We start from the raw sequence: 15156 nt of genomic DNA, 5'->3' as shown, positions 1-15156 counted from the left end.
TCGCAGTGGCACGCCTCCTCGGCTATCGGTGGCCTACTGAACGCGATGACAGTCTTGAGCTGAGCGATGCCACGCGGAACTGGACGGAGAGGTGCAGGCACCTTGTGGGTCACGCCGACGACGACGGCCTTGTCTGCCTGCCCGCTGTGCGCGGTGAAAAGCCCGCCCACGAGCGCCTGCTGGCACTCCTCATCGACGCCTGGGAAACCGTCACCCCCGGCAGTTGGAAAGCCTCCACCCTCGACCGCCTGCTGGCCGAGGCTGACTGCGCCGGCAAGAGTCTGGAGGTGTGGTTGCGCGAGAAGTTCTTCGAACAGCACGCCAAGCGCTTCCAACACCGCCCCTTCATCTGGCATGTGTGGGACGGCCTCAAGGACGGCTTCGGCGCGCTGGTCAATTACCACAAGCTCGACGCCCGCAACCTGGAGCGCCTCATCCATACCTACCTGGGCGACTGGATTCGCATCCAGGAGGCGGGTGTGGCCAGCGGCCTCGACGGGGCCCCGCAGCGGCTGGCCGCCGCGCAGGCGCTGAAGAAAAAGCTCGAAGCCATCCTCGAAGGCGAAGCGCCCTACGACATTTTCGTGCGCTGGAAACTGCTTGCCGAGCAGCCCATCGGCTGGAACCCCGACCTCAAAGACGGCGTGCGCCTCAACATCCGCCCCTGGATGACCGCCAGCGTGCTGCGCCACAACAAGGGCCCGAAGCTCAACATCAAGTGGGACAAAGACCGCGGCAAGGACGTGGAGAGCGCGCCGCGGTTCGCGGTGTTCAAGGGTGACCGCATCAATGACCATCATCTGACGGTTGCCGAGAAGAAAGCAGCACGGGAGGCATACGGTGGCTGACTATGAAGGGATGCGTTGGGTCAAGTGTGACTTTCAGGTTCAAACCCCTGAGGACGGTGCGCACTGGGGTGATGGGGATACTCGACTAGGGGACCCACGGCGCCCCTTGCGCACACCAGCGCCAGATGCAAATGGCGTGGTAGGGCCAGCGAGACCTGACGAGCAGAGATTGCAGGAGGTGGCTCGTGCATATTTGAGACGTTGCCACGAAGTTGGCCTGGAGCTGATTGGTGTCACCGACCACAATTTTTCTCAGAAAACTGACCCGCGAGACTGGTTCCTCACGCATTTGGTGGAACAGAACAAGTCGGTTGCAGCCGAGCTAGGACGTGAGCCTCTGTACATCTTGCCGGGCTTCGAAGTTGATGTCGGCTACCACGTGCTGTGTCTATTCGAGCCGGCGAAGAAGGTGAGTCACGTCTGGCGGGTTAACAAGCTGCTGTGCAAGCTGGGGCTGGATGAAAACGAGAGATTTCGCCAGGGACGTCCAATGCCCTTGCGGAGAAATGGTGCCAATGTCAGCTTAAAGGAGCTGATTGAATTGGTGCAGGGCGAGCACAACGGAATAGTCATCGCTGCTCACGCGGATCAAAACGATGGCATCCTCAGTGACTCGCGCCATATTGAGGACTACAAGAATCAGAAGTTGTTGGCGCTGGAGGTCACCTCAAACCCGCCGTCGAAGCGCATCCTCGACATCTTAGAAGGGCGCGATAAGGCGTGGGCGCGGTCGGCATGCCACCCAGCTTATGTGATGTCGTCGGACGCCAAGTCCCTTAGGTGCGACAAAAACGGCGCTCCAGGCCCGAATGCGATTGGCTACCGCCACACGTGGCTGAAGATGTCTAAGCCATCTGTCGAGGCCCTTCGCCAAGCGTTTCTGGACCCGCAATCTCGTATTCGGCTCATGGGCGAATGCCCGAGCGATGCCCTCACGCATCCCCGCATCACCAAGGTAGAGGTCAAGGGTGCCAGATTCCTCGACGACCAGGAGGTGTACTTCTCTGAGAGCTTCAATTGTGTCATCGGGGGACGGGGTAGCGGCAAGTCGTCACTGTTGGAATACATCCGCTTTGCGATTGGTTATGAGGACCCCGCAGCAAAGTCGGACGAAGACGACCATGCATTGCAGCGCAAGCGAAAGGTGCTGAGGGAATCGCTGACAGTCGGCTCCCAGGTTCGGGTGACCTTCGAAGTTGGCAATGGTGTGTCGGACACTCTTGTGTATGAACCCGGGCGCGCAGTGGGGCCAGAGCGCTGGCTCGACGGTCGCGAAGTGGCAGACCTAAAGACAGTCTTGCGGCAGCTGCAACTGCAGTTCTTCAGCCAGGGGGAACTCAGCCGGATGACTAGCGGTTCGCAGGGGCAAGCTCAGGTGCTTTCGCTGATCGATGCGGCGGTGGGCGCCCCCCTGCTGCAGCTAAATGCGCGTGAGCGCGAACTCAAGGCGAGGTTGAAGACCCTGTTTCAGAGCATGCGGGACGCCGCCCGCATTCAGTCGGAACTGGATGAGGCGAAACAGGAATCCGTCGAATTGGAGCGCCAGCTAAAGGCTCGCGAGGCGGTCAAAGATGACTCTGCGCAGAGCCAGCTTGCTCTTGAGGCGCGAAGGCATTTGACGCGGTTGCAGGAAGATGATGCGCCTATTGTTGGAACCATAGAGCAAGTATTGGCTGACCTAGCTGACGCGCCAGTCGCGTTGCCTGCCACGGCGAGTCAATGGCCGAATGCTGAGTGGTTTCAGACAACAGCATCTCAGTTAGAGGAAGGACGAGCGCAACTCGCCGCATTAATCGGACAGGCCTTGAGTGACTATCGGCAAGCCAAGGCAAGCGTTTTGTGCGGAGATGGCGCGAGAGCGACTCTTATCGCAATCAACGCAGTCCAAGAACGTTTCAGGGAGGCCTGCACTGCACGGGGTATTCGTGAAGATGATATTGCGCGTATGCAGGAGCTTGAGGAAAAACGACAGGCGAAGCTTCGCTTGGTCGAAGAGCTTCAGAAGCGTCTGGCGGACGTGCAGAAGGAGGCTAATAAGTTTCCTGTGGTTCTCGGTGAACTGCACCAAGTTTGGAGGGCACAGTTCGATGCCCGGTGCACGACAGCCTCCGACATTCAGGCGTCTGTAGCATCGCAAACAGTGCGGTTAACAACCGCATACATGGGAGACGAGTCTTCTTTTAGGGCTGCTTGGGGACGTCTCGCACCGCCCGACAAACGTGGGAAGCTCGCTAAGCGCTGGGACGACATCGGAGAAGACCTCTTCCGCAGGTGGCAACAGCGGGCAGATGCTTCTGCATGGGAGACCATTGAGCTTGCTCGATTGGAGCCTACGCTGCTCGATACGGCCTTTCGCGAAAATCTCCATGTGCCGCTGCTGGCTCACCTTGGCAGCGAAGACGTGCGTCCGATATGGGAGGACGTACGCGTCTCACGTGTGAGTGATGGCATCGACGTCGAACTGCTGCGTGAGGATGGGTCCGTGGCCGGTGCGATGAGTGGTGCGCTGTCAGAAGGCCAACGCAACACGGTCTTGCTGAACATGATGCTCGCACGTGGTGAGGGCCCCATTGTGATTGACCAACCCGAGGACGAGTTGGACTCGAGCTTCATCTATCGGACGTTGGTCCGGGACCTTCGGGCCGCAAAGACCAAGCGCCAACTGATTGTCGCGACACATAACGCGAACCTACCGGTAAATGCAGATGCCGAGCAAATTCTTGCGCTCGAAGCACGCGATGGTCGTGGCAAGCCACGCGCAAAAGGTGGGCTGGACCGCGGTGACGTAGCTCAGGCAGTGCTAGATATCATGGAGGGCTCTGAGCAGGCCTTCAAGCGGCGCAGCGAGAAATATCACTTCTAACGGTTGCGTCGAAGAAAGGAAATCGAAGACAGAAATGAGCAAGAAAATTACCGGGGCTGAGTATCCCCTTTCAAAGATATTCAGTTCAGATTTCGACTATGCGATTCCCACGTACCAACGGCCCTATGCTTGGACGCATGTTCAGGCAGGGGAACTGTTTTCGGACCTGCACGACTTCTTCCTCAACGAGCCAGACGACACCTACTTTCTCGGCAGCATCGTCCTCATCAAGGAGGAGGGACGCCCACATTCAGAGGTGATTGATGGGCAGCAGCGGCTGACCACCCTAACCATTTTGTTAGCGGCGCTGACCTCGCAGTTCTCAGGCGAGCTGCGAAGCGATTTTGAAAGCTACTTGCGCGAGCCGGGGCGGGCGTCGCAGGGCTTGATGCCTAAGCCCCGCCTGGCTTTGCGTGAGCGTGACCGCCAGTTTTTTGCGGATTACGTCCAGGGCCTGAAGCTATCCGATCTGGTTGCACTCGACCCCGCTCAACTAGACAACGAGTCGAAGCGAAACATCCGCCGAAACGCGCTGACGATGCTCGAGCGGCTGGATGCAGCCTTCGGTAGTGATGAACAGCGGCTGTGCGCGTTCGGTGCCTTCCTGGTTCAGCGCTGCTTTCTGGTCGCTGTTTCCACTCCCAGCCAGCAGTCCGCGTTTCGGGTGTTCTCGGTTCTCAACAGCCGGGGCCTGGATTTGTTGCCAACCGACATTATCAAGTCGGACGTTATCGGCAAAATTCCTTCCTCGAAGCAGGATGAGTTCAACGACATCTGGGAGGAGCTGGAGGTCGAGACTGGCCGCGACGGTTTCGCCGAGGTGTTTGCCCACATCCGAATGATTTACGCCAAGGAGAAGGCTCGCAAAGCGTTACTCGACGAGTTCCGCGACAAGGTGCTGCCGAAGGCAGAGACGGCTGAGGTTCTCATTTCCAGCATCATCGAGCCCTACACAGATGCCTACCTCATCGCCAAGCACATGCGATACACCTCGACGTCGAATGCGGAGGACGTCAATGTGCTGCTGGGCTGGTTGAACCGTATCGACAACTCAGATTGGTTGCCGCCCGCGATGCGCTTTCTTGCCGACAAGGGAAGCGACGCTGGGTATGTGTTGTGGTTCTTCCGCAAGCTCGAACGCTTGGCGGCCTACATGCATGTGTGCGGGTTGGATGTGAATCAGCGTATCGAACGCTATGCCGAAGTGCTGAGGGAACTGGAGGGTGAGCACTCGTTGGCCGCACCAGTGACGAGTCTCGAATTGAAGGATAGTGAGTGCAGGCGCATGATTTCTGTCCTCGACGGCCCGGTCTATGAGATGAGCGCACGGCGCCGCAACTATCTCATCCTGCGTTTGGATTCCTTCGTATCAGACAATGCGGCTCGGTACGACGACCGCCTTCTCACCATCGAGCACGTCTTGCCACAAACGGTAGCAGCGAATTCGCAGTGGGCCGGATGGTGGGGGGACGGCGAAGAGCGTGTGGAGTGGGTGCATCGCCTGGCTAACCTCGTGCCGCTGAACCAAAGGCGAAATTCGGCCGCCCAGAACTATGACTTCGAGCGCAAGAAGGTCGCGTATTTTGCGGGACGCAGCGGAGTGTCGTCTTTTGCGCTCACGACACAGGTTCTTCATCAATCGACTTGGCGGCCCGAGGACGTGAAGCGGCGGCAGCAAGCATTGCTGGCGCTGTTGCAGGACAAGTGGGCGCTTTGTTGATGCAGTGACCGTGCGCCGTGCGGATGACGCTTAGAAAATTCAATACGTGCTGAATTTGCCGTCTACGCCACGTTAACTTTCACACTTTGGCACGTTGGGACCACGTTAGAGCCGAGTTCCAACTGCATTGGCTTGCGGGAAAGGGTTGATGAATCTTCGCGAAGCGGTTTCACGGGCACTGAAGGAAGCTGGCAAGTTCAATAGGTCGGTTCAGGCTCAGCCTGAGGCGATTCTTTGGACGGATGCCGAGCGTCAATGGGAGCCTGTAGTTAGGGCTTTGCAGGCTTCGGGGCGGTCGGTTCTGAGGCTTGGAGATTATGCGCCCGAGGTGCTTCAAGGTCCGGCCATCTGGCTGAAATGTGCTTTGGCCGGCAAGCTCGATGGTGTGGCGCTGGATGGCGTGCCGGTGGTGTACCTGCCGGGCGTCTCGCGGGCCGACCTCCGTGCTATTGAGTCCTGCCCACGACACCTCCAACCCCTCGCTGAGTTGCAATATCGCGGTGTGTTCTGGACCCAGGTCAATGCCAAGGACTGGACGCTGAACGCTTTCCTGACGTCGAAGAACGGTAGTTTGGGATTAGACGTCGCTCAAGACCAAGCGACACAGAAGGCTTTGCTACGCGCCCTGTCGTCGGGCGAGCTCATGGGCAAGGCGGTCGAGGAACTGCGAGGTCGACTGATTGACGCGGCCTGGCTGGACAGCTTGCTGGCACCGAATCCGACGCGGGACATCCTTGTCTGGATGAACGATGCCAAGGCCACCGAAGATGCCTGGAAGGGGGGGCGCTGGGAGGTGTTCGTCAGCCGTTGCCGCAAGGACTTCGGCTTCGACCCGGCCAAGGATGGCGAGCTGACCGCGGCAGAGAAGCTGGCAGCCAGGGCGGGCTCGTGGGGTGCGGTCTGGGAGTTCTACAAGGACGCCTATTCGAGCTTCCCAGCGGTCGTCGAGCTGCTCTCGAGAGTTCAGTACAGCATGGGCGACCTGTTCGCTGACACCTCGGCCTACCCCAAGGCGAACGACGAAGGTGAGTCTGACCTGCGCTACCGGCTCAATGCATTGAGCGCGATGACGGCGGTTCAGGCGCGCGCTGCGATTCTGGATGCGGAGAAGCAGCATGGCGAGCGCCGTTCATGGCTATGGGCTCAGATGGGGAAGGCACCGCTCGCGCGCGCGCTCGGGCATCTCGCGTTCGTAGCGCAACACTCCCAGGCGGCTGCGTTCGGAAATTCGCTGGAGGTGCTGGCGGAGCGCTACCGAGAAGAGGCTTGGCGGGTCGATGCTGAAGCGCTGCAGGCTTTGGCTCAAGCGCATACCAAGGCGGACCAGGATGCTGTAACGGCCGCATTGCGCGCGGTATATCTGCCTTGGTTGGAAGCCTCGAGTGTCGCGTTCCAGAAGGCAGTGGTCGAGTCTGGTGGGCTCAATCCGGGCGGCGTCTCGAAAGTGAGTGACCCCGGGGGCACGTGCGTGGTGTTTGTTGACGGTTTGCGCTTCGACGTTGCACAGATGCTGGCGAGTCGTTTGGGGGCGCTGGGGCAGGTCACGCTGAATTCGGGCTGGACTTCGCTGCCCTCGGTCACCGCATCGGGCAAGGCCTGGGTGTCCCCCGTTGCGAGTCTGATTGCAGGTAAGGCGGACGATGCGGATTTCGAGCCCAACGTTGCCGCAACCATGAAGCCGCTGAACACGTACAACTTCCGCAAGCTGCTGGCAGACGCGGGATACGAGCCGCTGTCCGGTAGCGCGACAGGCGACCCGACGGGCAAGGCTTGGGTGGAGTGCGGCGACCTCGACCACTTCGGGCATGAGCATGGCCTGCGCCTAGCTCGCGACATCGACGGCCAACTGGCCGAGATTGTCGAACGCATGCAGGCGCTGGCCGATGCAGGCTGGCGGCGGTTTCGCATCGTGACCGACCACGGCTGGCTGCTGGTGCCAGGGGGCATGCCCAAGGCGGAGTTGGCCAAGTCGCAGGCCGAGACCCGCTGGGGGCGCTGCGCGGTGTTGAAGGACAGTGCGACGGCGACGCCGCTGACCTTTGGCTGGGATTGGTGCCCGCAGGTGCAGATTGCCTTTGCGCCCGGCATTGCGAGCTTTGTGGCCGGCGCCGAGTACGCCCATGGCGGACTGAGCTTGCAGGAATGCCTGGTGCCCGAGTTGACGCTCGAACTGGAGGGCGGGGCGCCGGAGACCAACGTCTCTATCTCCAAGCTCGCCTGGCGCGGACTGCGCTGCAACGTCGAGGTGTTACCGCCGTTACCCGGATTGAAGGTGGACATCCGCACAAAGGCTGCAGCGGAAGATTCCTCCATCGCTGCGGCGGTCAAGGACCTGGTTGAGGGGAAGGCTTCGCTGGCGGTGGCGGACGACTCGAATGAGGGGGCCGCGGCGGTGCTGGTGGTGCTCGACAGCCAGGGTAAGTTGCTGGCCAAGATGAACACGACGGTCGGCGAGTAGGTCGCCCGCGAGACGAACACGTACAGAGCGGAACAAGAACAGAGCGTGCAGAACACGATGAATCTCGATGACCTCGACCGCAAGGCGGCTTCCGCCTTCGATGGCTTTATCGTCCGTAAGGACCTGGTGCGAACCTTCAGCCGCCAGTTTCCCGTGCCGACCTATGTCGTCGAGTTTCTACTCGGCCGCTACTGCGCGACAACCGACGAGGCTGAGATTCAGGAAGGCCTGGAAATCGTTCAGCGACAGCTCCAGTCGCGCACGGTGAAGGCCGGCGAAGAGGAGCTCTTCAAGGCGCGCGCGCGCGAGACGGGTGCGGTGAAAATCATCGACATCATCACTGCGCGACTTGATGCGAAGAGCGACTCGTATGTTGCGTCCTTGCCCAGCTTGAGGCTGAACGACGTGCGTATCTCGCCCGAGCTCATCAAGGAGCACGAGCGCATGCTCACTGGTGGCTTCTACGCCGAAATCACGCTCGGCTACGATGCGGCAATTGCCCAGGAAAAGGGCGGGCGACCGTTCGGCATCGACGCGCTGCGTGCGATTCAACTCTCCAAGCGGGATGTGCTGACCTCTCTTGCCGAGGGACGCAAAGAGCTGACCACGGCCGAGTGGCGCGACTTCCTGCTACGCAGCGTTGGCTTCGAGCCCGATGGGCTGAACGACCGTGCGAAGGATGCGTTGCTGCTGCGCATGGTTCCTTTCGTCGAGCGCAACTACAACCTGGTGGAACTCGGGCCGCGCGGCACCGGCAAGTCGCACCTATTCCAGCAGGTGTCGCCTTATGCCCACCTGATTTCCGGCGGCAAGGCGACTGTGGCGCGGATGTTCGTGAATAACTCGAACGGGCAGCGCGGCTTGGTCTGCCAGTACGACGTGGTCTGCTTCGATGAGGTGTCAGGCGTGTCCTTCGACCAGAAGGATGGCGTCAACATCATGAAGGGCTACATGGAGTCGGGCGAATTCTCGCGCGGTAAGGAGAGCATCCGTGCCGATGGCTCCATCGTGCTGGTCGGCAACTTCGACGTAGACGTCGAGCATCAACAGCGCATCGGTCATCTGCTCGGCCCGCTGCCTCCCGAGATGCGTGACGACACCGCCTTCATGGACCGGATTCACGGCTTCCTGCCTGGGTGGGACGTGCCGAAGATGAACCCGGCGTTGTTTACCCAGCACTTTGGCTTGGTGAGCGACTTTCTGTCCGAGTGCTTCACGCAACTGCGCAACCAGAGCCGGGTGTCGACGATGCAGGGCAGGGTGTTCCTCGGTGGCGCCTTGTCCGGCCGGGACATCAATGCGGTAAACAAGACTGTGAGCGGCTTGCTGAAGCTGCTGCATCCGGACGCAGAGGAAGCGGTCAGCGATGAGGACCTCGAGTGGGCGGTGCGACTGGCGCTCGAGGTACGTCGACGGGTGAAGGAGCAGCAAAAGCGCATCGGCGCGGCCGAATTCCGCAACACCCACTTTAGCTACACCCTGGGCGCAGAAGGGGTGGAGAAGTTCGTGACCACACCGGAGCTGCGCAGCCAGGAGGGCATCGGCGATGAACCGCTGGAGTCGGGCCAAATCTGGACGCTCAGTCCCGGTGGTGCGGACGAGCACCCGGGCCTGTTCCGGCTGGAGGTGACCGAGGGCCCTGGAAGCGGTGTTCGCGTGCTGAATAAGCCCGTGCCGCCAGCGTTTCAGGAGTCCGTGCGCTGCGCGGAGCAGAACCTCTACACCCGCGCAGCGCAGTTGGTCGGCGACCGTGACCCGCGCTCGCACGAGTTCTCGGTGCAGCTTCGGGGGTTCGACGCAGCCAAGAGTGGGGCCAAGACCGGAGTCGCCTGCCTGATTGCCTTGTCGAGCGCCTTGCTGAGGAAGTCGGTCCGCGGTGGATTGATTGTGGTTGGTGAGGTGACCATCGGGGGCACCATCGAGCCCGTTCACAACGCTGTGACCATCGCCGAGATGGCGGTCGAGAAGGGCGCCAAATCGCTGCTCATGCCAGTTAGCTGCCGGCGGCAGTTGTTCGACCTGTCGGATGATATGGCGACCAAGCTGGACATCGAGTTCTACCAGGATGCGCGGGATGCGCTGTTGAAGGCACTGGTGGATTGATGGCAGCGAAAAATGACTGGCAGTCCGACGAAGGGCGCATAGAGGCCTACCTGCAGGGGTTGGATGTTGCAGCACTGCGCAAGCTCATCGTCGAAGCATCCTGGCGTGATGACGCCCTGCGCCAAAAGTTGTTGATGGCAGCGACCGTGGCGGATAGCACCGGTCTTTCCGACTTGCGTAAGGTGGTCAAGCAGGCCACCCGCACGAACGGCTTCATTGAGTATCGGGAAGCTGGAGCTTACGCAATCCGATTGGAAGACCTCGGGGAACTGCTGTCACAGCGCATTGCGGACGGCCAGGAGGAACTCATCGAGGTCATCGAGGAAGCCATCGCGCTCGCGGAAGAGGCCTTGCAGCACATCGACGATTCCGGCGGCGAGGTGATGCCGGCGGTTGTTGAACTGCGAAGAGTGCATCTGGCGGCCTGTAACGCCCTGCATCCCGACCCCGTTGCGCTGGCCGAGCGCCTGTACGGTTTCCAGATGAATGGTCAATGGGACACCTTTCATGAGGTGCTCCCCGACTACGCCGAGGCGCTGGGCGAGGAAGGGCTGGCCGCATATCGGCAGCGGGTCGAGCGCGACTGGCTGGCCCTGCCGACCCTGGGTCCCGAGCACTATCGTAGCGACTGGAGCACGCGACGCTTCCAGGTGGAGTCGGCGATGAAGGATATTGCTCGCTGCACGGATGACTTCGAGTTGCTGGTCGCCATCCAGGCGAAGAATCTGTCGTCCCCGTCGTGCTTCCTGACGCTGGTCGGATTGTTTCGTGACCGAGGCCGTAAGGAGGAGGCGCTGTGCTGGGTGGAGCAGGGGATTGCGGCGTTTCCGAATGAGCGCAATGACGACCTGCTGAGCCTTGCCATCGAGCTGCAGCTGGCGCTTGGGCGGCATGCGGAGGTAGAGCGACTCGCCTGGCAGCGCTTCGAGCAGGCCCCTGGCTGCGGTTCATTCTTCAAGTTGATGGAAGTCGCCGGTCTGATTGGCTGCGAGGCCGCGCTGCGCAAGCGGGCGCTCGATTTCCTGTGGCAGAAGGTCGCGGAGGAAGAAGCCGCCGATAGCCGCGTTCGCCGCAGTCCATGGGACAAACCCTGCCGGGGCGACATCGTGTCCATCTTTCTGCGCGAGGGTGAGGCCGAGACCATGTGGGATGCATTCAGCGGGGGCAAGGTCGATGTTGGCCTGTGGGAGTCGGTGGCCGAAGCGCGGGGCACGACGCACCACGAGGAGGCAATCGCGCTCTACAAGCGCCTGCTGCCGCATCGGGTTGAAGGCGGCTCGCGCGGTTCCCACTACGGGGAGGCCTTTGCAATCGTCAAGAAGATCCGCGCACTGCGGGTGGCGCACCAGCAGTTGGGCATGTTCGGCGACGAACTGGCGGAAATCCGGCTGGAGTGGAAGCGCAAGCGGAACTTCATGAAGCTGCTGGACGCGCTGTGACCCCCGAACTGCTCGAGTTGCGCCTGCCGTTGTAATTGCTGGTAGTGAGGAAACAGGGAGGTTGGATGTCGCGAAAATCCGTCGTGAAGGCCTACACCCTTCGCATCGAGCTCCAGGAGGTTGAACCGCTTATCTGGCGGCGACTGCTTGTCGATGGCGATACGACGCTGGGCAAGCTTCATCACTACGTTCAAGCCGCAATGGGCTGGACGGACGCGCATCTGCATGAGTTCGAGATTGGCGGCAAGACCTATGCAACTCCGCATCCCGAAGACGACCCGGAGCGGGAAATCCTCGATGAGCGCCGAGTCAGACTGGACCGCGTAGTGACAGTCGGAGACCATTTCTCCTATCTCTACGATTTTGGCGATAGCTGGCAGCATCGCGTTGTGGTCGAGCGTGTTGAGTCGCTTGACGGCGAGCAGCGGGGCTACGCCTATGTGTCGGCGGGCGAGAGAGCCTGTCCGCCTGAGGATGTGGGCGGTGTAGCGGCTTACATGGACTTCATGGAGCAGATTTCACAGCGGCCGGTGGATGATGAAGGTCGTCGGCTGCTTCGATGGGCTGGTGAGGATTTCGACCCGGCGCGCTTTGACCGGCATGCTGCCAATGCGGCCTTGCTGCGGATGGCCTGGAATCGGTGGGGGTGAGGCTGGTCAGGTGATGACTGTGAAGGGCAGCGGTTACGCCTCAGACAGGGACAAACTTGGTTGCGCTGGATCGCGTTCGCAAGCGCCGTCCGACATCGATGTTTGGAGCCACTTCGTCAGTCAGGAATGCGTACCAGTCATCCGCTGTCATCGTCTCTGGGGATTCGGCGCGCAGACGAAAAAAGGGGAGCCCAACGAGACCGAAAATCGCGTTCTTCATCTCATCACGGGACTTGATCTCGGGCCGATCGTGATATGAACTATCGAGTTCGAACGCGGCAACGGGGTCTCCTTCATCCGGCACGACCAGCACTGCATCGACTCTGCAGTTCTTAGCGTAGGCCCAGGTCGACTTGCCGACGAGTTCGCGCAGACGACTGAACTCGATCATCTGGTCAAGTGGATAATTCGGCAGCGCAAGTAGCGCGGGAAATCTCAATGACAAGGCCTTGAGAAACGACCTCTCCTGGCTACTCCTGAAAACCGATCGTCGGATTCCCATTGCGTCGGACGCGTTCGGATCACCGAAGCGCATGAGCGTGCTACTGACGACGCGTCGCACCTCGATAACGGGCTCGGAAAGGGCCTTGGCTGGTTCCTGCTGCTTTCGATTGCGATGTTGGCGTCGTGCGGGCCAACGTCGATCCTCATCGCGAAGTGTCCTCGCGATAGCGTGCAGCGAGTTTGAACTCAAACGCTCTGCCAGGCTGAGGACCGTCGAGTAAGGAGCGGATATCTCTGTCCCGAGAAGGAGCCGTTCGTACTCCCTCAGCAGCTCTTCGGCGGCTTGCGGTGCTTCCAGGAGGAGACACAAGGCCTCGCCGGCAAGGGCCTTCAAGTAGTCGTCGTTCTCCCGGAAAGCCTGAACCTCACCGTCGAGAAACACAGTGACAAAGGCGGCGTGCTCGCGCCGATGCAGATGCCCACGCAACGTCCGAATGACGCTTGCCTTATCCCTTAACTGCACGAAGTCTCGTCGTCTAAGTCGTCAGAATCGAGTGGCAATGGTACGTGTCGGCGCGCCCATTGTCACTCATAGAGCGTCGCCTCATAGTGGCCTCACCCCTAGCATCAGTCGAAAATTCATTTCCGACTGCGTGTGGCTACCTCAGACCCCAGGGTTCTCTTCGGTAAGCGCCTTGCCGAGCTTCGCCGAAGCCGCGGTTGGTCGCAGGAATACCTCGCGCTTGAGAGCGGTCTCGCGCGAAGTTACCTCGGGGGCGTCGAGCGCGGGCAAAGAAACGTCGCGCTTCTGAACATCGTTCGGCTGGCGCAGGCGCTGGGACTCCCTCCTTCAAAATTGCTCGAGTTCGACGATCGGAACGCCGTGGCTGCTGAGTCGGTCGCGAGCTAGAAGTCGGTCAACTCACCGCGCTCCGAGTCAAGACCAGTCGGTACGGGGGGCCGCGTTCTGTGGCCTTGTGTCGCTCGTCATCATCAACTTTGCAAGTACAAGCTCGTGGCCAAGATGAACTCGTGCCCCAAGTTGTCGCTGACGAACCGAGGATCGACCTCGGCGCCGGGCATGTTCGAACCGGCCGTGTGACGAAGCCAGTGCGCGGAGGCAGTGCTAAGGATGTTTGTGCGCGATCTGAGTTCGTCATCAAGAGCCTCCCCTCGCTTCGCAACACGCTCGAAGACCTCTTGCACGATTTTATGCACCGCCCTGCGCGTCAAGGCTCGACGCTACCCGCCTACTGGAGGGAGGAAGCGAGTCGCCTGGCCAGATAGGTTAGGGTGTCAATCCACACTCCCGACGGTAGGGCTCCGACTCCACGATCAGTTCGTCAAGTACATGAAGGCTCTCGTGTTCCCCGGCTCAACGCCAGCCCAGCCAACTTGGGCGGATCGGCAGGGGCTCGCTCGACGGCTGGCGCACCGGCGTGCTCGCATGCGCGAGCGGAAAGGGATGGGGGACGAACTTGCCCAGTGCCTCGCGCTGGCTGGGGGTCAGGCGCCGGTCGCCCGTGGATTGCGTGCTGATCATGGTGATGCTCCTCGCCCCCTGTTGAGCCGGCGTGACCGGCCTCGCGGGGGCGAAGAGGCGGTGACGCTTTAGCCGGTATTTTTCATCCGCCCCGGCAAGTTGTCGTTAATGCCGGCGGTTGGGCGCTGGGCGCCCGTGAGGTGCTGCAAAAAGCAAAAGACCCGATGGCCATGCAGGCTCAGCGGGTCTTGTGTGGCCGCTTTAGCTGCATTTATTAGGCGCCCGCAAGCTGTGTTCTCAAATCGGCGCGATGGATTGATTAAAACGGAGGCGGGCGTGGGCTGTCAACCCAGGGGTGGATCGGCGGGATCCAGTGCTTCGTCTTCGTGCTGTGGGCCATCAACGTACAACCACGCCCCCGGGCCGATGAACATAGCAGGGGCGGCATCGACACACCTGGAATGACTATCCAGCGGGTTTTCTGAGCACGAGCACATCGCCGCGCTGGGTGAACTCGAGGTGCTTGAGGACGCTCATGCCGAGCAGCACATCATCATCGCGCATCCCGGGGTTCAAATGCGCCGGCGCACCCGCGAAGCGAAATGGCCCGATATCCAGGGCGTCAATTCTGGTTGCGCGAACCGTCACCGCTCCGTTGGCCGTCGAGACCGTCGACGGGGCGCCTGGGCGCAGGCCGAGGCGTTGGGCCAGGTGCGCCGGCACGGAGGTGTGCGTCGCGCCCGTGTCGAGCAGGAAGCGCACCGGCTGACCGTTGATGAGGCCGGGGGAGAAGTAATGTCCGCTGCGATTGCGGCGGAGCACCCACTCGTCGACGCCGGGCGCGACGGTCAGCGCGTGGTTGGGGTCCTCGCGCTTCATGATCGCGCCATCGAACGTCACCCAGCCGAATCCGAGGAAAGCCAGGGTCGCCAGGAAGCCCATGCGCCGTCCGAGTCTGCGGGTGGCTTGATCAGGATTGCTCATCGTTCTTCGTCAGGGATACTCGAGTGTCGTTCACTCGCCTTCGTTCGTCGGGACGTTCGAAATGTTCCGCGCCTCGATCCGGACGACAGGATAGCAAGCGTCCGTCGGTTCGTCCTCGCACGGGGTCTATTATCGCAGTTGTATAGGAACACCGATGGTGTATA

General features: G+C 60.9%; 12 protein-coding genes. 8 read left to right on the top strand and 4 right to left on the bottom strand.

What is annotated here, in order from left to right; translation table 11 throughout:
• Nucleotides 1-104 precede the first annotated feature (104 nt).
• The 7 genes from CCZ27_RS12215 (at nt 105) to CCZ27_RS12185 (ending at nt 12081) form a co-directional block, all read left to right on the top strand.
• Nucleotides 105-848: a hypothetical protein gene (locus CCZ27_RS12215; RefSeq protein WP_198363113.1), complete on the top strand. Its 744-nt coding sequence runs from the start codon at nt 105-107 to the stop codon at nt 846-848.
• A 10-nt stretch (nt 849-858) separates the two neighbouring features.
• Nucleotides 859-3711, top strand: coding sequence for a TrlF family AAA-like ATPase (locus tag CCZ27_RS12210; protein WP_385961716.1), 2853 nt, complete (start codon nt 859-861; stop codon nt 3709-3711).
• A 34-nt stretch (nt 3712-3745) separates the two neighbouring features.
• Nucleotides 3746-5431, top strand: coding sequence for a DUF262 domain-containing protein (locus CCZ27_RS12205; RefSeq protein ID WP_096448522.1), 1686 nt, complete (start codon nt 3746-3748; stop codon nt 5429-5431).
• A 148-nt stretch (nt 5432-5579) separates the two neighbouring features.
• Nucleotides 5580-7889: a BREX-1 system phosphatase PglZ type B gene (gene pglZ, locus CCZ27_RS12200; protein WP_198363112.1), complete on the top strand. Its 2310-nt coding sequence runs from the start codon at nt 5580-5582 to the stop codon at nt 7887-7889.
• A 57-nt stretch (nt 7890-7946) separates the two neighbouring features.
• Complete coding sequence (gene brxL, locus CCZ27_RS12195; protein ID WP_096448520.1) at nt 7947-9992, top strand: protease Lon-related BREX system protein BrxL; 2046 nt, start codon at nt 7947-7949, stop codon at nt 9990-9992.
• Complete coding sequence (locus CCZ27_RS12190) at nt 9992-11431, top strand: DUF6880 family protein (protein WP_052484401.1); 1440 nt, start codon at nt 9992-9994, stop codon at nt 11429-11431. Before brxL ends, CCZ27_RS12190 begins: the two co-directional genes overlap by 1 nt.
• Nucleotides 11432-11514: 83 nt before the next feature.
• Nucleotides 11515-12081, top strand: a complete 567-nt coding sequence (locus tag CCZ27_RS12185; protein ID WP_232516363.1) for a plasmid pRiA4b ORF-3 family protein — start codon at nt 11515-11517, stop codon at nt 12079-12081.
• A 40-nt stretch (nt 12082-12121) separates the two neighbouring features.
• Here the strand turns inward: CCZ27_RS12185 and CCZ27_RS12180 are convergent, their stop codons facing one another.
• A complete protein-coding gene (locus CCZ27_RS12180) occupies nt 12122-13048 on the bottom strand; it encodes a DUF2726 domain-containing protein (protein WP_096448516.1) in 927 nt (308 codons plus the stop codon).
• Nucleotides 13049-13180: 132 nt separating this feature from the next.
• Here CCZ27_RS12180 and CCZ27_RS12175 point away from each other — a divergent pair, with 132 nt between their 5' ends.
• Nucleotides 13181-13435, top strand: coding sequence for a helix-turn-helix domain-containing protein (locus CCZ27_RS12175; RefSeq protein WP_082047735.1), 255 nt, complete (start codon nt 13181-13183; stop codon nt 13433-13435).
• A gap of 83 nt (nt 13436-13518) precedes the next feature.
• On the opposite strand, the gene CCZ27_RS24755 is transcribed toward CCZ27_RS12175, so the two are convergent.
• The 3 genes from CCZ27_RS24755 to CCZ27_RS12165 all read right to left on the bottom strand — a co-directional run bounded on the left by CCZ27_RS24755 (nt 13519) and on the right by CCZ27_RS12165 (nt 14992).
• Nucleotides 13519-13731: a tyrosine-type recombinase/integrase gene (locus CCZ27_RS24755; protein ID WP_157748568.1), complete on the bottom strand. Its 213-nt coding sequence runs from the start codon at nt 13729-13731 to the stop codon at nt 13519-13521.
• 169 nt (nt 13732-13900) lie between these two features.
• Entirely contained in the window at nt 13901-14068 is a 168-nt protein-coding gene (locus CCZ27_RS24005) for a hypothetical protein (protein WP_197068762.1), read from the bottom strand.
• Nucleotides 14069-14473: 405 nt separating this feature from the next.
• Nucleotides 14474-14992, bottom strand: coding sequence for a retropepsin-like aspartic protease family protein (locus tag CCZ27_RS12165; RefSeq protein ID WP_068803121.1), 519 nt, complete (start codon nt 14990-14992; stop codon nt 14474-14476).
• Nucleotides 14993-15156 lie beyond the last annotated feature (164 nt).

It is taken from the genome of Thauera sp. K11, from assembly GCF_002354895.1.
Lineage (GTDB): Bacteria > Pseudomonadota > Gammaproteobacteria > Burkholderiales > Rhodocyclaceae > Thauera > Thauera sinica.
The sequence above is the reverse complement of the archived record's forward strand: the minus strand, read 5'-3'. Positions and strand labels throughout refer to the sequence as shown.

Excerpts from the sequence above, each read along its gene's own strand:
- CCZ27_RS24005 (WP_197068762.1), bottom strand. The coding sequence starts at position 14,068 with ATGATCAGCACGCAATCCACGGGCGACCGGCGCCTGACCCCCAGCCAG.
- pglZ (WP_198363112.1), top strand. The coding sequence starts at position 5,580 with ATGAATCTTCGCGAAGCGGTTTCACGGGCACTGAAGGAAGCTGGCAAG.
- CCZ27_RS12190 (WP_052484401.1), top strand. The coding sequence starts at position 9,992 with ATGGCAGCGAAAAATGACTGGCAGTCCGACGAAGGGCGCATAGAGGCC.
- brxL (WP_096448520.1), top strand. The coding sequence starts at position 7,947 with ATGAATCTCGATGACCTCGACCGCAAGGCGGCTTCCGCCTTCGATGGC.
- CCZ27_RS12210 (WP_385961716.1), top strand. The coding sequence starts at position 859 with ATGCGTTGGGTCAAGTGTGACTTTCAGGTTCAAACCCCTGAGGACGGT.
- CCZ27_RS12165 (WP_068803121.1), bottom strand. The coding sequence starts at position 14,992 with ATGAGCAATCCTGATCAAGCCACCCGCAGACTCGGACGGCGCATGGGC.
- CCZ27_RS12205 (WP_096448522.1), top strand. The coding sequence starts at position 3,746 with ATGAGCAAGAAAATTACCGGGGCTGAGTATCCCCTTTCAAAGATATTC.